The 21,512-nt window shown below is 32.6% G+C and carries 18 protein-coding genes; 6 read left to right on the top strand and 12 right to left on the bottom strand.

Annotation, left to right across the window (positions count from 1 at the left end):
• Positions 1 to 21: 21 nt before the first annotated feature.
• Both ABD690_RS11920 and ABD690_RS11915 read right to left on the bottom strand, forming a co-directional pair.
• Complete coding sequence (locus tag ABD690_RS11920; RefSeq protein WP_344730810.1) at positions 22 to 876, bottom strand: alpha/beta hydrolase fold domain-containing protein; 855 nt, start codon at positions 874 to 876, stop codon at positions 22 to 24.
• A gap of 64 nt (positions 877 to 940) precedes the next feature.
• On the bottom strand, positions 941 to 1,816 hold the full coding sequence (locus ABD690_RS11915) for a prolyl oligopeptidase family serine peptidase (RefSeq protein ID WP_344730809.1): 876 nt from the start codon (positions 1,814 to 1,816) through the stop codon (positions 941 to 943).
• A 57-nt stretch (positions 1,817 to 1,873) separates the two neighbouring features.
• On the opposite strand from ABD690_RS11915, the gene ABD690_RS11910 reads away from it, so the two are divergent.
• Positions 1,874 to 2,494, top strand: coding sequence for an L-threonylcarbamoyladenylate synthase (locus tag ABD690_RS11910; protein WP_344730808.1), 621 nt, complete (start codon positions 1,874 to 1,876; stop codon positions 2,492 to 2,494).
• A 545-nt stretch (positions 2,495 to 3,039) separates the two neighbouring features.
• Here the strand turns inward: ABD690_RS11910 and ABD690_RS11905 are convergent.
• The 3 genes from ABD690_RS11905 to ABD690_RS11895 form a co-directional block, all read right to left on the bottom strand.
• Positions 3,040 to 3,900 carry an OmpA/MotB family protein gene (locus ABD690_RS11905; protein WP_344730807.1) on the bottom strand — a complete coding sequence of 287 codons (861 nt, stop codon included), beginning with the start codon at positions 3,898 to 3,900 and terminating at the stop codon, positions 3,040 to 3,042.
• A 96-nt stretch (positions 3,901 to 3,996) separates the two neighbouring features.
• The gene (locus tag ABD690_RS11900; protein ID WP_344730806.1) at positions 3,997 to 4,986 is read right to left on the bottom strand and encodes a glycosyltransferase family 2 protein; all 990 of its coding nucleotides are present in this window, start codon (positions 4,984 to 4,986) and stop codon (positions 3,997 to 3,999) included.
• Complete coding sequence (locus ABD690_RS11895) at positions 4,983 to 5,429, bottom strand: type I restriction enzyme HsdR N-terminal domain-containing protein (protein ID WP_344730805.1); 447 nt, start codon at positions 5,427 to 5,429, stop codon at positions 4,983 to 4,985. The genes ABD690_RS11900 and ABD690_RS11895 overlap by 4 nt, the downstream gene beginning before the upstream one ends.
• Positions 5,430 to 5,455: 26 nt before the next feature.
• On the opposite strand from ABD690_RS11895, the gene holA reads away from it, so the two are divergent.
• Entirely contained in the window at positions 5,456 to 6,460 is a 1,005-nt protein-coding gene (gene holA, locus ABD690_RS11890) for a DNA polymerase III subunit delta (protein ID WP_344730804.1), read from the top strand.
• Between the two features lie 7 nt (positions 6,461 to 6,467).
• Here the strand turns inward: holA and ABD690_RS11885 are convergent, their stop codons facing one another.
• The 7 genes from ABD690_RS11885 to uvrA form a co-directional block, all read right to left on the bottom strand.
• Positions 6,468 to 6,944, bottom strand: coding sequence for a hypothetical protein (locus tag ABD690_RS11885; RefSeq protein ID WP_344730803.1), 477 nt, complete (start codon positions 6,942 to 6,944; stop codon positions 6,468 to 6,470).
• An 8-nt stretch (positions 6,945 to 6,952) separates the two neighbouring features.
• Positions 6,953 to 7,333, bottom strand: a complete 381-nt coding sequence (locus ABD690_RS11880; RefSeq protein WP_344730802.1) for a DoxX family protein — start codon at positions 7,331 to 7,333, stop codon at positions 6,953 to 6,955.
• 6 nt (positions 7,334 to 7,339) lie between these two features.
• Positions 7,340 to 8,947 carry a class I SAM-dependent methyltransferase gene (locus ABD690_RS11875; RefSeq protein ID WP_344730801.1) on the bottom strand — a complete coding sequence of 536 codons (1,608 nt, stop codon included), beginning with the start codon at positions 8,945 to 8,947 and terminating at the stop codon, positions 7,340 to 7,342.
• A gap of 83 nt (positions 8,948 to 9,030) precedes the next feature.
• Positions 9,031 to 11,442 carry an alpha-ketoacid dehydrogenase subunit alpha/beta gene (locus ABD690_RS11870; RefSeq protein WP_344730800.1) on the bottom strand — a complete coding sequence of 804 codons (2,412 nt, stop codon included), beginning with the start codon at positions 11,440 to 11,442 and terminating at the stop codon, positions 9,031 to 9,033.
• Positions 11,443 to 11,624: 182 nt separating this feature from the next.
• A complete protein-coding gene (locus tag ABD690_RS11865) occupies positions 11,625 to 14,471 on the bottom strand; it encodes a gluzincin family metallopeptidase (RefSeq protein WP_344730799.1) in 2,847 nt (948 codons plus the stop codon).
• 91 nt (positions 14,472 to 14,562) lie between these two features.
• The gene (locus tag ABD690_RS11860) at positions 14,563 to 15,252 is read right to left on the bottom strand and encodes an LOG family protein (RefSeq protein WP_344730798.1); all 690 of its coding nucleotides are present in this window, start codon (positions 15,250 to 15,252) and stop codon (positions 14,563 to 14,565) included.
• A 189-nt stretch (positions 15,253 to 15,441) separates the two neighbouring features.
• Complete coding sequence (gene uvrA, locus ABD690_RS11855) at positions 15,442 to 18,273, bottom strand: excinuclease ABC subunit UvrA (RefSeq protein ID WP_344730797.1); 2,832 nt, start codon at positions 18,271 to 18,273, stop codon at positions 15,442 to 15,444.
• A 358-nt stretch (positions 18,274 to 18,631) separates the two neighbouring features.
• Here uvrA and ABD690_RS11850 point away from each other — a divergent pair, with 358 nt between their 5' ends.
• From ABD690_RS11850 to ABD690_RS11835, 4 genes are all read left to right on the top strand, one after another.
• A complete protein-coding gene (locus tag ABD690_RS11850) occupies positions 18,632 to 19,087 on the top strand; it encodes a DUF4844 domain-containing protein (RefSeq protein WP_344730796.1) in 456 nt (151 codons plus the stop codon).
• Between the two features lie 279 nt (positions 19,088 to 19,366).
• Positions 19,367 to 19,801, top strand: coding sequence for a hypothetical protein (locus ABD690_RS11845; RefSeq protein WP_344730795.1), 435 nt, complete (start codon positions 19,367 to 19,369; stop codon positions 19,799 to 19,801).
• Positions 19,802 to 19,942: 141 nt separating this feature from the next.
• A complete protein-coding gene (locus ABD690_RS11840; RefSeq protein WP_344730794.1) occupies positions 19,943 to 20,401 on the top strand; it encodes a hypothetical protein in 459 nt (152 codons plus the stop codon).
• A gap of 250 nt (positions 20,402 to 20,651) precedes the next feature.
• On the top strand, positions 20,652 to 21,464 hold the full coding sequence (locus ABD690_RS11835) for a metallophosphoesterase (RefSeq protein WP_344730793.1): 813 nt from the start codon (positions 20,652 to 20,654) through the stop codon (positions 21,462 to 21,464).
• Positions 21,465 to 21,512 lie beyond the last annotated feature (48 nt).

The raw sequence follows: 21,512 nt of genomic DNA, 5'->3' as shown, positions 1-21,512 counted from the left end.
TTTATAAAATGTTACAAGAAATTATAAATGTGTTTGTGTAAATGTTTTCAATTTAGTCCAAGTGTCTAGTAATTCTAATCCAACCCAACCATGTCCGCTGGTAGGATATAATGTATATTGATTTATAATATTTAGTTCGTTTAGCTTATCTCGCATGTGTGTGCCTTGAGAAATAGGAATTAAAGGATCAACACCACCGTAGAATAATATTGTTGGAGGAGCAGAAGTTGTAGCTTGATGATACGGACTTATTTCTTCAAGGTATTCTGTATCAGATTCAACACCATAAAAATCTAGTAGTTCTTCAAATCCAGGTATTTCACTATTTACATAAGCAGGATCTGTGAAATCTGTAGGCCCGACAATGCTACAAACCATGTTTGTGTTATTATCAAAATCAAAAGCATAGCTCCAAAGTAATGATAAATGTGCACCAGCGCTTATTCCTATAAAGCCGTAGTTTTCAGAAATGTTGTATGTGTTTTTATGACTTTTAAGAAAATTAACAACAGAAGAAATGTCGTTAATTTGCATAGGGTATGGTGGATTGTTTTGGTCTGCTAACCTATAGTTAATGTTTACAATGGCTATCTCGGGGAAATCTTGTTTTATTAAGTCCTTGAGATTGTTCATGTCAGATTTATCACCAGCTGTCCAGCCGCCACCATGTACTAAAATTAAAACTTTGGTGTTTGGAGTTCTATTTTCAGGTAGATAAATATCAAATTTTTGATCACTGTGATTGCCGTAAGAGACGTTCATCTCCTCTTGATAACCTAAATTGTAGAATAATGGGTTTGTAGCGTCGTTTTCAGAACACGATAAAACAACCAAAGCTAGGTATATACAAGCAACTACAGATTTATAAATTTTCATCTAGCAGACATAGTTAATTATGTTGTAATATACGTAATATGTCTGAAAACTAGAAATTTAATGTTTAATCTTGACTAAAATGGGTAGTGATAAAGTTTTCTAACTTTATTTTAGTGTCTTCCATTTGTTCTCCATCCCAACCATGACCTCCGTTTTCATAAATGGTTAGTTCGTTAGGAACGTTTAGTTGATTTAATTTATCATGCATAACACTGCCTTGTGAAGGAGGAACAAGTGTATCATCATCACCATAAAATAATATTGTAGGAGGCGCATTTTCTTTAGCTCTATTGTAAGGACTTACTTGCTCAAAATGTTCTACTGTAGGATTTTCTCCACCTATAGTTTCAATAAGAACTTGTACAAACCAATCATCATTGTTTTTATAAACCTGATCATTGAAATTTGTAGGTCCAACAATACTGCAAACCATTTTTATATTATTATCCATATCAAAATCATAAGCCCAAAGCATAGCAAGATGTCCGCCAGCACTAGCACCAATAAAACCAAACTCATCACTGATTACTAATTGTTGATTGTTGTCTTTTAAAAACGTAATTAGTTGTGATATGTCTTCTAATTGCATAGGGTAAGGATCTTCTTCGTCACTAGCAAGTCTATAATTCATGTTTATTATAGCCATTTCAGGAAATGATGTTTTTAAAAAATCAACATACAAAGCCATATCTTCTTTATCTCCAGCTAACCAACCACCTCCGTGTATTAATATCATGGTTTTGGTAAGTGTCGTTCTATCTGCGGGTAAGTATATATCAAATGTTTGACCGTCTTCATTGCCATAAGGAACATCCATTATTTCATATGGTTTCTCAGGATTTGAATTTTGAACAAGGATAATTCTATCTGTTTGAGTTGAGCAATTAAAAAATAAAAATCCAATAAGAAGAGTAAATAAGAAGATTTTTAGTCGTGTCATAAAGTAAAATTATATTAATTTGTACCTTCATATATACGATTATTATTTAGGTTTGGTATGGCAGAGTTAGTTAAAATATACTTAAAAAACCCTAATCCTAGGGCGATTAGCAAGGTTGTTAGTGTTTTAAAAAGTGGCGGATTAATTATATATCCTACAGATACCGTTTATGGTTTAGGGTGTGATATAACAAATACAAAAGCTCTAGAAAAAATAGCAAGAATTAAGGGTGTAAAATTAGAAAAAGCAAATTTTTCATTCATTTGTCACGATTTAAGTAATTTGAGCGATTACGTAAAACAGATAGATACCTCTACGTTTAAGATTTTAAAACGAGCACTTCCAGGTCCATATACATTTATTTTACCAGGAGCTAAAACATTACCAAGTGCTTTTAAAAAGAAAAAAACTGTTGGAATTCGTGTGCCTGATAATGCCATAGCGTTAGAGATTGTAAAGCAATTAGGGAATCCTATTATTTCTACATCTATAAGAGATGAAGATGAGATTTTAGAATACACCACAGATCCAGAGTTAATTTTAGAAAAGTGGGATAATCTTGTAGATTTAGTTATTGATGGTGGTTACGGAGATAATGAAGCATCTACAGTTATAGACTTATCTGAAGGAGAGCCTGTTATTGTAAGAGAAGGTAAAGGAAGCTTGGAGATTTTTTAAAAGTATGCCAACCGATAAAGAAATTAACTCTTTTTATAGAAAAATTAGTATTGTAGCGATAGTATACCTTCTTGTGTTTGTCTTTTCTGTCTTACTTTATTATAGCAGTACTTATATTAATAATATTGTTTTGTTTCTTTTAGTGTTTTATTGTTTTGCTATATTTTATTCTTATGATTTTTATAGTGAAAGAAAAATCTACATTAAAGTTTTTTTTATTAGTGTTTTATTGACTGTTTTAAGTCTAGTGTTTATAAGGTTGTCTTTTTATGAAGAGAGTAGAGAAGTCCTGGTTTTATCTTTTTTTTCAATTGTTTTTTTAATAGTCTATAAACTATTATATATTGTTTATTATTTTCTGTTTAAAGCAAAACCAAAACCGATCTATGAAATTGATAAGAAAGACTATAAAAACAGTGTTTTTGTTATGGTTTTATTCTTCGCTTCTTTATTGGCTTCATTTTCAATATCTGACTGTTTTGTGGTTTTGTTATAAAAAAAAGCCCAACCACGGGTTGAGCTTTTTAAGTATGTATTAGAAACAATTAGTTTGAGTTTGTTTCTAGGTTTTTCATTTCTTTTTCAATCATATCGTAGAATTCATCAATTTTTGGTAAAATAACAATTCTAGTACGTCTGTTTGCTGCTTTTCCTTCAGCCGTGTCATTTGATGCAATTGGCACATATTGAGAGCGTCCTGCAGCGATAAGTTTTGATGAGTCAACACCTAAATCTTCAAGTACACGAACCACAGAAGTAGCACGTTTTACACTTAAGTCCCAGTTGTCTTCTAACGGAGGTTTTTTGTAAGGTACAGGATCTGTATGGGCTTCTACCATACATTCAAATGAAGGTTTGCTTTTTACAACTTTTGCAACTTTACCTAATACTTCTTTTGCTCTGTCGTTTACAATATAGCTACCGCTTCTAAATAATAATTTATCAGCAATAGAAATAAAAACTACACCTTTCTCAACGTTCACTTCAATATCAGGATCGTTAATTCCTACTTCTTTTTTCAAGCTAGTAACTAATGCTAACATTACGCTATCCTTTTTTGTAATAGCATCTTGTAAACGTGAGATTTTTAAATCTTTCTCTTTCATACTTTCTAGCGTTTTTTCAACATTAGAAGCACCTTTAGAGGTAAGTATTGTTAAGTCTTTGTTACTTTGAATTAAGTTCTCGTTTGATTTTTTTAAGTCTGCAATACGGTCTTCTAAAGCTTCAGCTTTTGCAGTTGCTGATGCCTTGTCAGATAAACAGCTGTTTAGTTTTACAGTTGCAGTATTTAATAGGTCTTGTGTCTCTTTTTGTTTAGCTTCAAGTGCGGCATATTCTTTTTTAGATACACATGATCCTAAAAGTAACATGGCTGAAGCACTTAATAACAATAGTTTTTTCATAATTAGTGTTTAATTAAATAATATTAAATTTAACATACCAAAATTATACAAAAGAATTATCGCTTTGGTATGTGTTAACAAAAATTTTAACAGTTTTTATAAACAATCAAAAGTCTTTTGTTTATTTACGTAGTATGCCCACACAATAGATGTTTGGTTTGCATATTTATCTGATTTAGCTAACTTTTTACGCTGTTTTAAAAGTTTAGGTAAGTGATAATAATAGCTAAAGTGCGCTTTAATAATAGCGATAGTATGAGTGGGTTTAAAGGAAAATAAAAACTTCACACCAGCTATTCCATCTAAAACAAGTCTTGTGAATATCAGTAAAAACAAGCTTTTCTTTATGTTTTTAGTTAGCATAAATAAGCTGTTTCTAAAATTAAGATAAGTTTTTTTAGGGTTTGTATTTTGCAATGTAGCGCCTCCTAAATGATAAATTGTTGATTTGCCAACATATTTTGTAGTGTAGCCAAGGTTAAAAGCGCGCCAGCACAAATCAATTTCTTCCATATGTGCAAAAAACATGTCATCAAATCCTTCTAATTCATTAAAAACATCACGTTTTATAAATAAACATGCGCCACTTGCCCAAAAAATGGTTGTAGTATCGTTGTATTGGTTTTTGTCTTCCTCTATGGTATCAAAAATTCTTCCACGGCAATAAGGGTAACCATATTTGTCTATAAAACCACCTGCTGCACCAGCATATTCAAAATGCGTTTTATTTTTGTAATCTTTTATTTTTGGTTGAATTATGGCAGTATTTGGGTTGTTTTTAAATTCTGAAATGATAGGAAGTAACCAGTTTTCAGTAACTTCAACATCATTATTTAGTAAGCAAAAAATATCAGCATTAACGTGTTTTAAGGCGTCGTTATAACCTTTTGCATAGCCGCCATTTTCTTTGTTTTTAATGATGTTTATATCAGGATATTGTGTTTTTAAATACGATATAGAGTCATCTGTAGAGGCGTTGTCTGCTACGTAAATACTGGCTTCAGGTGAGCAAGTGACAACTGATGGTAAAAAATCTTGTAACAATTTTTTGCCGTTCCAGTTAAGTATGACAATAGCTAAATTCATAAGTTGTAATCAGGTATGTTTTTTAAAAACGTGTACTTTTCATTTTCAAAATCCATTTGACAATAATAATGATTTATTCCGTTTGTAACCATTAAATAAGTTGCTTTTAAAGTCAAGTTGTAACGCGCAATTTGATCAAACGTGTCTTGATTAATAGTTATTTTTGAAGCTTTGCATTCTACAATTAAGTGAATACTTCCGTCAGGATTAAAAACTACTATGTCATAACGTTTTTTTAAGCCATTTAATGAGAGTTCTTTTTCAACGTTTATAAGTGGTTTTGGATATTTCTTTTCAGAAATTAAGTAATGTACACAATGTTGACGTACCCATTCTTCGGGCTGTAAAACCACAAATTTTTTACGTATGGTATCAAAAATAGATACTTTATTTTCGCTATTTTTGAATCGGAACGAATATGTAGGGAAATTTAACTTTTGCACTGCACAAATTTGGTGATTTTTTTTCAATGGACGAAGTCAAACTATTAGTAACAGATATAAAAAACAAAAAACTAAAACCTATTTACTTCTTAATGGGGGAAGAACCTTATTATATTGATAGGATTTCTGATTTTATTCAAGAGTCAATTCTTACTGAAGAAGAAAAAGGATTTAATGAAATGGTGCTTTATGGTCGTGATGTTACTGTTGATGATATTGTGGGTCATGCAAAACGATTTCCTATGATGGCAGAGTATCAGGTTGTTATTGTAAAAGAAGCTCAAGATCTATCTCGTACCATTGAGAAACTAGTTGATTATGCAAAACAGCCACAACCTACAACGATACTAGTTGTAAACTACAAGTACAAAACCATAGACAAGCGTAAAGCACTTTACAAAGCTCTTAAAAAATCTTCTGTGGTTTTTGAGAGTAAAAAAATGTACGACAATAAAATCCCTGATTGGATAAAGCGCGTACTTGCTGGAAAAAACTATAGCATAACACCCAAAGCTTCTTTAATGTTAGCCGAGTTTTTGGGTACTGATTTGAGTAAAATAAGTAATGAATTAAATAAGCTACAAATTGTCTTGCCTCAAGGTACGCAAATAACGCCACAACATATTGAAGAGAATATAGGGATTAGTAAAGACTATAATAATTTTGAGCTTCATAAAGCTATAGGAGCTAGAGATGTTTTAAAAGCGCACAGGATTATTAAATATTTTGGCGAAAACCCAAAGGATAACCCTATGATTGTAACGGTGTCATTGCTGCATAATTATTTTTCAAAATTGTTGCATCTACATGGTTTGCAAGATAAATCTCCTAGAAATGTGGCATCAGCATTACGAATTAACCCTTATTTTGTAGATGAGTATTTGGTTGCTGTTAGAAACTATCCAATGCGAAAAGTAAGCGGTATTATTGCTTCTTTAAGAGAGTTTGATGTAAAAAGTAAAGGTGTAAAATCTAACGCCGTACCACAAGCTGATTTATTAAAAGAGCTTTTAGTTAGAATTTTTAATTAAAACTTGCTTACATAACTAGTGTTTCTACTTGTTGCATATAATCATGTTGTAAATCTTCATGAAGTGTATTTGATTTTTTAATAATAGCTTCTATTTGTCTATTGTAAAGGTTTAAAAGTGTTGTGTTTTGCTTTATTGAAGGTTTGAAATTTTTTAGTTTATAGCAAAAATAGAGTAGTAGCTCAATTTCGGTTTCTTTTTTTAATGAATATCTAGAGTATTTTTTTATTATTCGAAGAATTTTACGAACACTCTTTTTGATGTAAAAAAAGCTGTTAACGTTTATTAGTTCAAACTGTTCGTCAATCTCGCTTTTTATGTTTTGAATATAAGCTTCTTCATCATGTGCTTCAAAGAGTAGGTAGGTGAGTAGCTCTTTGTTTTCTTTTTTAAATCTAGATAAACGCAAACAAAGCTGCATTAATGACTCTGACGATAAATGCTTTAATTCGTCTTTAAGCTGTTTTACTGTAGCTGTTTTCATTGAATTTTTTAAGAATTTTTACCGTCTATTGAAAATTTTCCTGGCCCAGCAAGAAATACAACAATAAAGCCAATAAGGTAAAGTAAAGCCTTTTCTTTAGTTCCTAAATCGTCTTGTAAATGCACAACAAATGCAGCAACAAACATTGTAATAATAACAGGAATGGTAGCGAGTTTTGTTTTGAAACCAAAAATGATAAGTACAGGGGCTAAAACTTCTCCTATGAGTGCTAAAATTAAAGAGAGTGTAGGTCCAATACCTATAGGATCAGCAAAGGCAGATGGATCAGATAACATTGCTAGTTTGGGTATTCCGTGTGATAGCATTAACGCAGATAAGCCAATTCTTAATATGGCAAGCGCTAGGTGATTATGGTTTTTTGTTAGCATGTTTTGTTAGTTTTTTCCGGTTAATAAATTGATACTTACTGTTGCTAAATCGCTATTAGGAAATTTAGAATAATACTCGCTGTTTTGTTTTAAACCAGCCTCATCTATAATGTTATTAAAAACAGGTATTTCTAAAATATATTGATCGCTAAAACCGTGTGTAGCATCATAAGCTGTTGCAGCTGTTTTTCCTAGGTTTGTAGCTGTTAGTTCAGGTTTTATAGTGTGTAACTCTATAATGAGTAAACCAAAGCGCTCAATATAAGGTTTCCACTTTTTTAAATGTTCTAATAAAGAGTCCTCAACAAGGCTGTTATTTAATCGTTTTCCTTTATGGGCATAAGCTCCAGTTGATTTACTAGTGCGATTGGTTGTTGTTTTAGGGACTTCCCAAATACGGTTATGGTCCAAAAATGTTCTTACGTTTAATAAATCTTTTAGGTCTATGTTGTAATCCTCTTTTAAATCTTTTGCGAGTAAATCAGGTCTTCCTATATCTCCCCAAATTACTTTTGCCCAAATATCGGCCTTTATTAAATTGGCTCGAGTAACTTTTAATGCTGCTTGATTAAAATCAGCTCCAACTAATAGTAAAGGATGTTCTTCAAGCATTTTACCTCTAGAGGTTTGGTGTTCTATTACATCAAAAATATGCTGTATAAAGGCGCCATTGCCACAACCCATATCAAGAATACCTTTAGGTTGTTCATCTATAGGTTTATTAAACAACTCAATAATAACTTTATCTATAACTTTAAAATAAGTAGTATGAGCACCGCCGCTTCCCCAAACATTCATTTCTCTGTGTACGTGCTTTTCAGTGTCTGAAGGCTTTTCAGTTTTTAAAACTAATGGGTCTCCAAAAATAAGAGTATCTAATTTTACAAATGTAGGAAGGTAAGAAACAGTTACGCCATAAGCGCTTGCGCGTTTAGCAAAAAAGAGCCCTTTGTCTGTAAATTGATAGGTGTTTTTCTTTTTTTTAAACCATCCTAAATAAGAGAAAAAGTCTAGAATTTTTTTAAAACTTTCGGGGTCTTTATGGTATTCTTCAGCTGTAAAAGAAGCTTCCATAAAATATTTATGAAACAAACCATTTACACCTAAAAGGACTATAATAGGGGCAACAATACAGCCTTCTATGTGGTCTAATATTTGTCTTTTTACAGGAGATTTGTCAACATTTTTTAAATCAAAGCTATTCTCGTAAGCTTTAAAAATACGGTCTAAAGCAATAAAAGCATCGGAACCAATACGCTCATCAGGAAATTTTACGGCGTAATCTAATAGTTTAACTGCATCTTCAAATAAAGGAATGAGTTCAAAAGCTTTTTTACTTGTGTTATTGATTTTGTAAGTAACGATGTCATTATCACTATCAACATGTTGTGTGAGCCAGCCTTGAGAACTCAACACTCTCAATGCAACATTAAGGTAGCCTTCGTTTGCATGATGAATGTTTGCTAAATTTTTTGTAGTGTCTTGCTCTTTTTCTAATAACGAGTTAAGAACACCGTTTTTGTATAAGGTATAAGCACTGGTTGCTGTGGCAATACCATCAAGGTGCTTAAATATTGTACCTCTTAAGAGTTGTTTATCTTGCTTTGTAAGCATACAAGGAGTGTTTGCTTATAAATATAAAAAAACCTTTTAGGAATTTCCTAAAAGGTTTGTGTATTTATTATGTATTTAACGTTTTAGCGTAACTTCGGAAAATCGTTAGGGTTTACTTCATGAAACACATTATAAATAGTTTCAAATACATCTTCTACAGATGGTTTAGAGAAGTAATCTCCATCAGTTCCATAAGCTGGTCTGTGTGGTTGAGCTGCTAATGTTTGCGGTTTGCTATCTAAATGTTGATAAGCATTTTGAGTGTTTAATATTTCATTTAATATATAAGCTGAAGCTCCGCCAGGAACATCTTCGTCAATAACCATTAATCGGTTGGTTTTTGCAACACTTTTTACAATATCGTGGTTTAGATCAAAAGGTAATAATGATTGAACATCTATAATTTCAGCATCAATACCAACTTCTTGTAATTCTTTTGCAGCTTGTTCAACGATTCGTAATGTAGAACCGTATGATACAAGAGTAATATCGTTTCCTTCTTTTATAGTTTCAACGACACCAATAGGTGTTTTGAAAGAACCTATATTTGAAGGCATTGTTTCTTTTAGTCTATAACCGTTTAAGCATTCTACTATAAGTGCTGGTTCATCACTTTCAAAAAGGGTGTTGTAAAATCCAGCAGCTTTTGTCATGTTTCTTGGTACTAATACGTGTATTCCTCTTACTAAATTAAGAATACCACCCATTTGCGACCCTGAATGCCAAATTCCTTCTAGTCTGTGACCGCGAGTACGAATAATCAACGGTGCTTTTTGACGCCCTTTTGTACGGTAATGTAAAGTGGCTAAATCATCACTGATTATTTGTAAGGCATAAAGGATATAATCTAAATATTGAATTTCAGCAATAGGGCGTAAACCACGCATTGCCATACCAATTCCTTGTCCTAATATGGTAGCTTCTCTAATACCTGTGTCACTAACTCGAAGTTCTCCATACTTTTCTTGCATACCTTCTAGTCCTTGGTTTACATCACCAATATGACCTGCATCTTCTCCAAAAACTAAAGCTTCAGGGAATTTTTTGAATATAGCATCAAAATTATCTCTAACTATTAAACGGGCATCAACTTGTTTTGAATCTTCATTATATACAGGTTTAACTTCCTTAATGTTTAAAGCTGATTTTTCAGATTGACTATAAAGGTGTGAGCTGTATTTAGGTTGAATCGTGTTAGCATAATTGTTAACCCATTGTATAAGCTGATTTTTTTCGTTAGAAGTGTCATTTATTACTAAACGTAATGCTTTTCTAGCAGTAGACATGACATCTTTACGAAGTGGCTCATCAATGCTTTCTAAATCGTTTTTAAGTTTTGTTATAAAAGCGCTGTTAGAACTAGCTTTAGCAACGTTTTCTAAAAGGGATATTAATTGGTTTTTTTCTTCTTGAATAGGTTGTGTATAAGAAGACCAAGCCGCTTTTTTACCATCTCTTACGGCTTTTTTTATAGTTTTTTCAAGATTGGTTAACTCTTCTTCTGTTGCGATTCCGGTGGCAATCATCCATTTTCGCATTTGTGTATTACAGTCGTATTCTGCTTCCCAGTCTAATCTGTTTTTATCTTTATAGCGCTCATGAGAACCTGATGTAGAGTGTCCTTGAGGTTGTGTTAACTCTTGTACGTGAATTAATACCGGAACGTGTTCTTCTCGTGCAATTTTTGAAGCTTCTTGATATGTTTCTATAAGTGATACATAATCCCAGCCTTTTACACGTAATATTTCATAACCTTTATTGTCATTATCACGTTGAAATCCTTTTAAAATTTCAGAGATGTTTTCTTTAGTGGTTTGGTATTTTGCATGAACAGAAATTCCATATTCATCATCCCAAACGCTCATGACCATAGGAACTTGTAAAACACCAGCAGCGTTTATGGTTTCAAAAAAGAGTCCTTCACTAGTACTTGCGTTACCAATAGTTCCCCAAGCAACTTCATTTCCATTTACAGAAAAGTTTGTTGTATCTATACCATCAACATGTCTATATATTTTAGATGCTTGTGCAAGCCCTAATAACCGAGGCATTTGTCCTGCTGTAGGAGAGATATCTGAACTAGAGTTTTTTTGAGCTGTTAGGTTATTCCAATTTCCGTTTTCGTCAAGACTGTGTGTGGTAAAGTGACCACCCATTTGTCTTCCTGCAGACATTGGTTCTTCTTTTAAGTTGGTGTTGGCATATAACCCAGCAAAAAATTGTTCTATTGTAAGCTCATCAATCGCCATCATAAACGTTTGATCACGATAATATCCAGAGCGAAAATCTCCGTTTTTAAAGGCTTTTGCCATGGCAAGTTGTGGCACTTCTTTTCCGTCGCCAAAAATTCCAAATTTGGCTTTTCCTGTTAGTACCTCACGGCGACCTAGCAAACTACATTCACGTGATGTAACAGCGATTTTATAATCGTTTAAAACTTCAGTTTTAAAATCTTCAAAAGAGATGTCTTTTTTCACGTCAGGGTTTGTTTGCATAATGTAAAAGATATTTTTTGCAAATTTAGTGAATATTTATCTGTTTTGCAATGTTAGAATGTGTTATAAAATTGCATATTTCGTAAATATTATGTGTTTTTGTTGTTAATGATTGTAATATTTCTAAATATTTAGCTTTTCATTAACAATATGATAATTGTAATTGCTAAAAAATGAACTATTTAGTACCAACGTCTTGTAAATAGACCGAAAAGTGTTTTGAGGTCTAAAGTGATGATAAAGCGTATTCTTTGACCGTAGTTAGGTTCTGCAATTTCCCATCCTAAATTAGAGTATACTGGGAAATATAGTTCGAAATAGTCGTCAACTAGACTAAATCTTATTCCTGAATCATAAACAAATTTGGCATCACTACCATGATTTTTTACTAAACCAATATCGCCATAAGCTTCAATATACCTCCAGATGGTAGTGCCTGCATTTACAGTACTTATCCATTGGTTTGCAAAAGGCGTGCTTAATTTAGATTTAAATCCACCTTCAGCAATTATTAGCTGTTGGCTAAAAAGTCCAGAGCTTTCAGAACGTCCATAATAATTGTAATCAAAGAGGTAGTCTGTAGGGCGATCTAGCGCAAAGCTAAAATAGTCGGAGTCTCTATAGGTGTTATTGTATAAAAAGATTCCTGTATATAATCGTAATTTAAATTGTCTGTTTCTCTCTGTGAGTTTTCTGTACTCGTAGTTAAAAGCAACTTTACCAAAATTTTTGGCAATTTGTAAATCGGTAAACCAAGCATTAAAGTTTTTTAAATCTTTATCTACATGATTGTAACGCGCATTAAACACACTGTAATTTGGGTCTTCAGAGGTGTCTTCGTTATTTGGGTCTTTGTCTCTATTTATGTCTAAATAGCGTAATGTTAAGTATTGCCTTTTGTTAGAACGAAGATTTGTTTTGTCTCTAAAAATAAAAGAAACACTAGGTGTAAACTTGGTAACAAAAAGGTTTTCTGCGTAGCTTTCATAACTAGCGCTCATGCCATACCTAACGCTAAATAGGTTTGGTTTAGTCTCGTTGTAGTTTGTATAATTGAAAGAGAAAGAACCTGTAAGAGAATTTGATCCAGTTCCGTATTGTGGTGAAATGTTATAATTAAAAGGTTTTTTTAATACGGTTTTATTATAAGCTTTTACTCCTAATACTAATCCGTCATAAATGTTGTTAAACTCTACTATAGGCATAAAGAAGACTTGATTGTATTTTGGATCTTCTATATCTTTAAACAAGCGTAATTGTAAAGGACGATTAAAAAGGTGTTTGTCTACGCGTTTTGTGTTGTTTCTTAAGTTGAATTCAGGGATACTGTAATCATCATTTAATACAACTTTTGTGACATCTTTTGCAGCAATTTTTACTGTTTTTGTGTTTGCGATATCATCAAGCCATATCCTAGAAATAACTGTATCATCCTTCATGGATGCTAATGTAATTGGTACTGTAATATTAGCGTTGTTTTTTATTGTTACCTGTATTGAGTCTTCAATAATTTCAGCATCGGTAATTGTGTAATCAATATCTTGATTGGTTTGTAAATATGTATCGAAAAACCAATCTAAATTTTTGGTTGTTTTACTGCGAACTAACGTTTCTAGGTTTTCTGTAGTCGTTTCTTTTAGTGAGTTCGTATTTATAAACTCTTTAATAATGCTGTCAATTTTGTTTCCACCTAGATAGTTATCTAAATATTTATAGCCTATTCCGGCTTTATACTTGTTAGCTATGTTTTTATTGAATTTTAATAAAGAATCTTTTTGCATAAGCAAAGGCTGATCTATACCTTCTCGAGCCATATGCATAAATAAAAACGCATATTGGTCATTAAAATTAAGGTTTGCAGCATGAAAAGATTTTAGCCCCCAAATTCTAGAAAGCGACCCGAAAATTTTCATATTAGGATAATTCTCGTCTACGTATTTAATAAGAAAATACGTTTGTAGGCCATCAATAATCCATTGGTCTTGTCTTGGATTTACAATAAGAATGTTTTCTAAATAATTGTTTAATGCTGTTTTTAGAACTTTTAATTCAAATTGAAAACTATCTGGAAATGGACGTATAAAATTAGGTAGAAGATTTAAACCATAAATGGGGTTCTTTTTATAGTCTATATATGAAAGCAGAAGCTTTTTATGAGGATATGCACCTAGGTTTTTGGTTAGAAATCCAGCTATTTTATCACTAATTATTACACGATCAATAGGGTTGAGGCCTTCAGTACCTATATTAGTAACTAGTGTAAAATAATCTGTTTCTATGTTATTGAAATCAGCATTTTTATACAAAAAGAGTTTAGAGTTAATGCGGTTTTCACCTGATAGCGTAGTGACCTTAGTACTGTCTTTTAAAAAGAAATCAGTGTCATCTAACTCTGACGTTAATGTGTAATCTTTTGGGTACTCAACTTGTAGTTTAATATTAGAAAGCGGTGAAAATAAATCATCTAAACCTTTGTTGCTAAAATGTTGCCATTTACCATTGTATACAGCTGGTGTAATATACCAATATCGTAAGCTAACATTGTTATCAGGAGAAATACCGTAACGGGTAAATTTATCATTAGGTATTTGTACAACATAATTGAGTTTTATGGTGTAAGCTTCATTGGCTTGTAAAGGCTTGTCAAGAGTTACTTTTATAACATCTATATGATTTTTTAATCTTTTAAAAGTTATTTCTTGATCGTTTTGATGAATTGAAGTAATGACAGAATATCCGCGATCTTCGTTTTTAGCAAAGTGAAATTCTGTTTTAAATTCTTCAGCAAATCTATTGGCTAATGGTGTGGTTTTGGTAGCATAACTATGGCTCCAATCATTTAAGTATATACTGTGTAAAGTATCTTGAGTTGTGTTTTTATAAACTATAGTTTGCTCAATTTTTATTTGTTTTTGAGGTATATCAAAAACAGCTTTTAAGTCAATATTATTCTGACTAAAGCCTTTAAAGCTGTTGCACATAAAACATGCAACAGCAATGGCAATGTATAGTAGTTTAAATATCCTCAATATCTGTAAATGGGGAATTCGGTTATAGCTTCTTTTTTAGGTAATATAACAAGTATTTTCGTAATTTTTAAATAATACTATGTTAAAGTGATTAGAAGTTAGGACTAAACCCATATTCTTTATAGAAGGTATCTAGGATATCTATTACTTCATCAGCAGAGTCTACAAGGTGAATTAAATCTAAATCTTTAGGACTAATGTTGCTGAATTTATCTAGTAATGTAGATTTTACCCAATCAAGTAAACCAGACCAAAACTCTGTGCCTACTAAAATGATAGGGAATTTTTCTATTTTATGAGTTTGAATTAAAGTAATGGCTTCAAAAAGCTCATCTAAAGTACCAAAACCTCCAGGCATAACAACAAACCCTTGAGAGTATTTTACAAACATTACTTTTCTAACGAAAAAGTAATCAAAATCTAAACTTTTATCAGAATCTATATAAGGGTTGTCATGCTGTTCAAAAGGTAGTTCAATGTTAAGTCCTACAGATGTGCCTCCAGCTATATGAGCACCTTTGTTACCAGCTTCCATAATTCCAGGTCCGCCACCAGTAATAACACCATATCCTTGATTTGCTATTTTTTGAGCAACTTCTTCGGCTAGTTTGTAGTATTTATGATCAGGTTTAGTTCTTGCAGATCCAAAAATAGATACACAAGGTCCAATTCTACTTAATTTTTCATATCCATTAACAAATTCTCCCATAATCTTGAAGATAGCCCAAGAGTCATTCGTTTTTATTTCATTCCAACGTTTGTGATGTTGTTCGTTTCTCATTTATATATTTTATTTAATTTTTATTTAATTTATAGTAACTAATTTAAAAGAAATGTAGTACTTAAATTTATGACTTGCACATTCCTTTTTTTACGCAAAAAAAGACAAACGCATTGGTTTGTCTTGATGTTTAAAATTAAGAAATTCTTAATGAATATAGATTAAAAATAATATAAGTTTTTTAAATTTTTATTGAAGTTCTTTTTTTAAGAAACGTGCTGTATGACTTTTTTTGTGATTTGCAACGTCTTCAGGAGTGCCTTCAGCTATAATTTGTCCGCCGCCTTTTCCGCCTTCATAACCTACATCAATAATATGATCTACCATTTTAATTACATCCAGGTTGTGTTCTATAATTAAAACGGTATTACCTTTATCAGCAAGCTTATTAAGCACTTGCATTAATACGTTTATATCTTCAAAATGTAATCCTGTTGTAGGCTCGTCTAGTATATAAAACGTGTTGCCAGTATCGCGTTTACTTAATTCTGTAGCAAGTTTTATACGCTGTGCTTCACCACCAGAAAGCGTTGTGCTTTGTTGCCCTAAAGTAATGTAGCCTAAACCTACGTCTTTGATGGTTTTAAGCTTTTTATGTATTTTAGGAATATGCTCAAAGAATTCTACAGCTTCGGTTATTGTCATATCAAGAACATCGCTTATGCTTTTGCCTTTGTAACGAATTTCTAATGTTTCTCTGTTGAAACGTTTTCCTTGACATGTTTCACATTCTACATAAACATCTGGTAAGAAATTCATTTCTATAACACGTAAACCACCGCCTTGGCATGTTTCACATCGGCCTCCTTTCACATTAAAACTAAAACGACCAGGTTTGTAACCACGTATCATAGCTTCTGGTATTTTAGCAAAAAGGCTTCTTATCTCACTAAATACACCTGTATATGTTGCAGGGTTGCTACGAGGTGTACGCCCTATTGGAGATTGGTTTATGTCAATAACTTTATCAATGTGTTCTAAACCTTTTATGCTTTTATAAGGCATAGGTTTTTTAACGCCATTAAAGTAGTGGGCGTTCATAATAGGGTATAGCGTTTCGTTTATTAAGGTAGACTTTCCGCTACCAGAAACACCTGTAACGCCTATCATTTTACCTAGAGGAAATGTAACATCTACATTTTTTAGGTTATTACCAGTACATCCTTTTAGGGTAATGCTTTTGCCGTTTCCTTTTCGGCGCTTTTCAGGTACTTTTATTTCTTTATTTCCGTTTAGGTAATCGGCTGTAATTGTATTGTGTGTTTTAAGCTCTTTTGGGGTGCCAGTACTAATGATTTCGCCACCGTATTTACCTGCTTTAGGGCCTATGTCAATAACATAGTCTGCGCGCTCTATCATGTCTTTGTCGTGTTCAACAACAATAACCGAGTTACCAACGTCTCGCAGTGATACTAATGAGTTGATAAGTTTTTCGTTATCGCGTTGGTGTAAACCTATGCTAGGCTCATCTAGAATATATAAAACGCCTACTAATTGAGAGCCTATTTGGGTTGCGAGTCTAATACGTTGGGCTTCGCCACCAGATAGAGATTTTGAGCTTCGGTTTAAAGATAGGTAATCTAGCCCAACATCAAGTAAAAACTGTAGTCGTGCAGAGATTTCTTTTATTATTTCTTGCGATATTTTAAGTTGCTTTTTTGATAGGTGATTAGGTAAATCACTAAACCAATTTGTTATCTCTACAATATCTTTGTTAGCAATTTCAGAAATATTCAACCCGTTTACTTTAAAGTAAAGCGACTCTTTTCTTAATCTAGAACCACCACAGGTGCCACAAACCACTTTGTCCATATATTCTTTTGCCCATCGTTTTAGAGACGTGGTTTCTGCGGTGTTGTATTGGTTTTCTATAAAGTTAGCAACGCCTTCAAAGTCTATTTTATAATCTCTAGTAACGCCAAGCGTTTTACTTTCTACAGAGAATTTATCATTTCCGCCATACATAATCATTTGTTTGGCATCATCAGGGATTGATTTGTAAGGGTCGTTTAGCGAGAAACCAAAGCGGTGAGCAATGGTTTCAAATTGTTTGAATATCCAAGAGTTTTTTTGCGGACCATGAGGTGCTAAAGCGCCTGCATTTATAGATATATTAGGGTTAGGTATAATTTTGCTTTCGTTTACCTGATAAAGTTGCCCAATGCCGTTACATTTAGGGCAGGCACCTTTTGGTGAGTTGAACGAAAAGTTGTTTGGTTCTGGGTTAGGGTAGGAGATTCCAGATGATGGGCACATCAGGTTTCTACTAAAATAGCGTGCTTCTTGTGTATCTTGGTCTATAACCATAAGCACATCGTCGCCATGGTACATGGCTGTGTTTATAGTTTCAGTAAGGCGTTTGTCATTATCTACCGAGGTGTCAATTTTAAGTCGGTCTATAACAATTTCTATATCGTGAGTTTTATAGCGATCTAGTTTCATGCCTTTTACTAGGTCTCTTATTTCGCCATCGGTACGCACTTTTACAAAGCCTTGTTTTGCAATTTGCTCAAAGAGTTCGCGGTAGTGTCCTTTACGAGATCTGATAATAGGCGCGAGGATGTTAATGCGTTTTCCGTTATAGCTTTTGGTAATGAGTTTTTTGATTTGCTCATCGCTGTAGCTCACCATTTTTTCGCCTGTGTTGTAGCTATAAGCGTCACTGGCTCTGGCAAATAGTAGCCTTAAGAAATCATAAATTTCTGTAATGGTACCAACTGTAGAGCGTGGAGACTTGCTTGTTGTTTTTTGCTCTATGGCAATAACTGGCGATAGGCCGTCTATTTTATCAACATCAGGGCGTTCTAGGCCTCCTAGAAATTGACGAGCGTAGGCAGAGAAGGTTTCTATATAGCGTCTTTGTCCTTCGGCATAAATGGTGTCAAAGGCTAATGATGATTTACCACTGCCTGATAGCCCTGTAATAACTACAAGTTTATCTCTAGGTATGGTAATATCTATATTTTTTAGGTTGTGAACGCGAGCGCCTTTTACCTGTATATGTTCTTCAAAATGGCTCATAAGGTGTGCTTATTGCTAATTGTATAGGCAAAGATGCAAAGGTACTTATTTTGCTTGTAAATATGAAGTGGGTTTGTGTTGCTGTTTTATGTGTTTTTATTTCTTGTTTGGGGCATGTAGTTTTGTAGCAATTAGGCTACTGGTTTGTAGTGAGAAGTTCATTGATTGCGCGCTCCTACATTACTATGTTATTTTTAATTGTTTGTGTGAGGTACAGCGGCTAAAACTGCTTAAAATTCATGTTTATATGACAAAAAGGGGTTTTGTTTTATAAAAAATCTGTTAGATTTGTAGGTATAACTATAATAGATATAACATGACTAGTAGTGTTATATGTACGTTGGCAACAATTTGCGAAATGACGAAATACATTCAAATTTTATTAATCCTTTTGACATTATCTGCTTGCGGACAAAATGCAACTGAAATGAAAACACCTGAAAATGCGAATGAAATGTTTGTAGAATTCATTGGAAAGAAAAAGTTTATTAAACAACCATATCCGAATTACTATCCTGGAATTGCAGACGAAAAAATGCGACCAATTTTCACGGAGAAAATAAACCAAATTGCGACTGACTTTAAAACTGTTGCGGAATCTGAAAAACCGACTGATAAAAAGTATCAAGAAAAAATAGGAATTGGACTTTCAAGGTTTGCGGACATTTATCTGGAATTAGATACCGAAGACAGAGAAAGAGTTTGTATGTATATTGAGGAATTAATGGATATTGTCGGACTGGAAAGTTCGAATGGTCAACTCAATAAATTTATGTACGGTTTTGACCCGAACGAAATGACAAATAAAAATTAAAAAACTGGTGCCAACAACGTATAACCGCAATTTATTCACGCATGCCTATATTAAAAAAGGAGTTCATCGGTCGCTGCGCTTGGTCGGCGGATTCGACTACGTCCGACACGAGCACAAAGTGCGAACTGGCAAAGCAATCCACTCGGAATTGCTAACGTAAGTGCTTAAACACGCCACTAATCATACACAAACACGTTGTAACACATTTAAAACCAATCTTTGTTGAACAAAAAATTTAAATTAGAATCCCTTACAACCGAAAAAATAAAACGGAATTTTATGCTGATTAATTCAGCATATTTTTCAGAGATTATTTATGACGAAAATCGCAGATTTTTTGATTTATATTTAACTTTTGGAACAAATGGGATTTCAGAAAATCATACAAAAATATATAATGACCTAATTGAAAACTTGAATGGATATTTGACTAAAATTAGTGAATACATTAAATCGACTTACTCAAACTCTGAAAAAAAGAAAGCGGATGAACTTAATGTAATAAAATTGAGTTTAAGTGTAGTTGAGATTTCAGATTATAATAAAGACTTTGATACTGTTATAATTTGTGAAAAGCAATATAAATATTTCGGAATTTTTAAAAAAAACATAGGAGTTAGAACCGAAATTAAAAATGGACGAATAATTTCAATGGAGAGAAAATCTGACACCTTAAAAGAAAATAAAAAAAACGTGTTACAACACCGGCTATAGTTCATTGCTTCTGACTTTTCTATCGGAAAGTCCTCGCAAATTTGCTATCTTCGGTTTACGGCGGAAAATCCTCGCGGATTTTCACGCAACGAAACCATAGCCAAACACGTTGTGTGTAATTAAAGAAACCCTGAAGCTACAATGAAATTGAAATTAATTTATTTGACTTTTATTATCGGATTTTTAAACATTTCGATAGTCCATTCTCAATCCGACCTGAAACTTGTAAAAAAGAAAAACGGAAAAACAGTTCACTTTACAATGGTTGACAAAACACCTTTCGAAAGTGATTGCGATGCAATTTCAGACGATAAAGAAAGAACTCAATGCTTGGAAAAAAGTTTACGTGACCAAATTTTGGCTATGATTAAAAAAGACTATGAGTATTCTGGAGAAATGTATGTTTGGTTTACAGTTGATAAAAATGGAAACGTGACTGATATTGCTACTAAAGGATATCCAAGTGCACCTGAATTTGAAAAAGATATTAAAAAAGCAGTTACGGAATTAAATATAATAAAATCTACTTACCGAAAACGGAAAGTGAATGTTAGATGTTATACTCGTGTTCTGCCGAAAATTATTAATCCGAAAGAATAACTACTGCTAACAAAGTACTATGGTAAAAAACAAGTAAAAATCTATTAATTTTTCGCTAAAGTACTTTTATAAGCATCATCATATATCAATCCTGATTTTGCTAGTTCTAGCTTACTTACAAAAATTTACTAACGTACAGTTCGCACTTCGTGCTCGTGTCTCTCGGATTTTCTATCCGTGATTATTTGCTAACTTTAGTGCTTAAACACGCAACTACTCATAGCCTAATCCGTTACCAGTAATTGAAAAAATGAAGAACTTAACCAGAAGAAAATTTATTAAAAGAGGAATTTTAGCCTCAATTGGATTAGTGCTTTTGGACTCTCTTTGGTTTGAAAAATATGTAATTGACTGGAATTACTTTGATATCTCAAAATCACAAAAAGACAAAATAAAAATCATTCAGATTTCGGATTTACATTTTGACCAATTAAGATATTTTCACAAATCTATTGCAAAAAAAATAAACTCAATAAAACCTGATTTAATATTTATAACTGGAGATTCAGTTGATAAAACAGAAAAAATAAAATCTCTGAACGAATTCCTTGAATTAATTGATAATTCGATTAAAAAATATGCGATAACTGGAAATTGGGAATATTGGGGAAATGTAAATCTGACAGAACTTAAAAATATTTATTCTAAAAATAATTGTGAATTATTGATAAATGAGAACAGAACAATTTCAATTAAAAATCGAGAAATCTCAATAATCGGAATTGACGATTTTGTTGGAGGAAACGCTGATTTCGTAAAAGCAGTTAAAAACCTAAAAGGAACTGAAACCAATATTGTTTTGTCACATTGTCCTGAACACAGAGATGTAATAATAAAACAAAAAGGGAATATCAATATTGATTTAGTACTTTCTGGACATACTCACGGAGGACAAATTACATTTTTAGGAATTGTTCCTTTTAAACCTCAAGGAAGTGGAAAATATTTAAAAGGTTGGTATAAAGAATCCGAACCAAAAATGTACATATCAAAAGGAATAGGAACAAGTATTTTACCAATCCGTTTTGGAGCAAGAGCGGAAATGGTAGAAATGGAAATATAAAAACTACTGCCAATAATGCATATAATTTATTGCTAGTTCTAGCCTACT

This window comes from Corallibacter vietnamensis, assembly GCF_039537875.1.
Classification (GTDB): Bacteria; Bacteroidota; Bacteroidia; order Flavobacteriales; family Flavobacteriaceae; genus Corallibacter; species Corallibacter vietnamensis.
The sequence above is the reverse complement of the archived record's forward strand: the minus strand, read 5'-3'. Positions and strand labels throughout refer to the sequence as shown.

What these genes read in the sequence shown, in the direction of transcription:
- ABD690_RS11920 (WP_344730810.1), bottom strand. Translation starts at nt 876, where the DNA reads ATGAAAATTTATAAATCTGTAGTTGCTTGTATATACCTAGCTTTGGTT.
- ABD690_RS11915 (WP_344730809.1), bottom strand. Translation starts at nt 1,816, where the DNA reads ATGACACGACTAAAAATCTTCTTATTTACTCTTCTTATTGGATTTTTA.
- ABD690_RS11910 (WP_344730808.1), top strand. Translation starts at nt 1,874, where the DNA reads ATGGCAGAGTTAGTTAAAATATACTTAAAAAACCCTAATCCTAGGGCG.
- ABD690_RS11905 (WP_344730807.1), bottom strand. Translation starts at nt 3,900, where the DNA reads ATGAAAAAACTATTGTTATTAAGTGCTTCAGCCATGTTACTTTTAGGA.
- ABD690_RS11900 (WP_344730806.1), bottom strand. Translation starts at nt 4,986, where the DNA reads ATGAATTTAGCTATTGTCATACTTAACTGGAACGGCAAAAAATTGTTA.
- holA (WP_344730804.1), top strand. Translation starts at nt 5,456, where the DNA reads ATGGACGAAGTCAAACTATTAGTAACAGATATAAAAAACAAAAAACTA.
- ABD690_RS11885 (WP_344730803.1), bottom strand. Translation starts at nt 6,944, where the DNA reads ATGAAAACAGCTACAGTAAAACAGCTTAAAGACGAATTAAAGCATTTA.
- ABD690_RS11880 (WP_344730802.1), bottom strand. Translation starts at nt 7,333, where the DNA reads ATGCTAACAAAAAACCATAATCACCTAGCGCTTGCCATATTAAGAATT.
- ABD690_RS11875 (WP_344730801.1), bottom strand. Translation starts at nt 8,947, where the DNA reads ATGCTTACAAAGCAAGATAAACAACTCTTAAGAGGTACAATATTTAAG.
- ABD690_RS11870 (WP_344730800.1), bottom strand. Translation starts at nt 11,442, where the DNA reads ATGCAAACAAACCCTGACGTGAAAAAAGACATCTCTTTTGAAGATTTT.
- ABD690_RS11860 (WP_344730798.1), bottom strand. Translation starts at nt 15,252, where the DNA reads ATGAGAAACGAACAACATCACAAACGTTGGAATGAAATAAAAACGAAT.
- uvrA (WP_344730797.1), bottom strand. Translation starts at nt 18,273, where the DNA reads ATGAGCCATTTTGAAGAACATATACAGGTAAAAGGCGCTCGCGTTCAC.
- ABD690_RS11850 (WP_344730796.1), top strand. Translation starts at nt 18,632, where the DNA reads ATGACGAAATACATTCAAATTTTATTAATCCTTTTGACATTATCTGCT.
- ABD690_RS11845 (WP_344730795.1), top strand. Translation starts at nt 19,367, where the DNA reads ATGCTGATTAATTCAGCATATTTTTCAGAGATTATTTATGACGAAAAT.
- ABD690_RS11840 (WP_344730794.1), top strand. Translation starts at nt 19,943, where the DNA reads ATGAAATTGAAATTAATTTATTTGACTTTTATTATCGGATTTTTAAAC.
- ABD690_RS11835 (WP_344730793.1), top strand. Translation starts at nt 20,652, where the DNA reads ATGAAGAACTTAACCAGAAGAAAATTTATTAAAAGAGGAATTTTAGCC.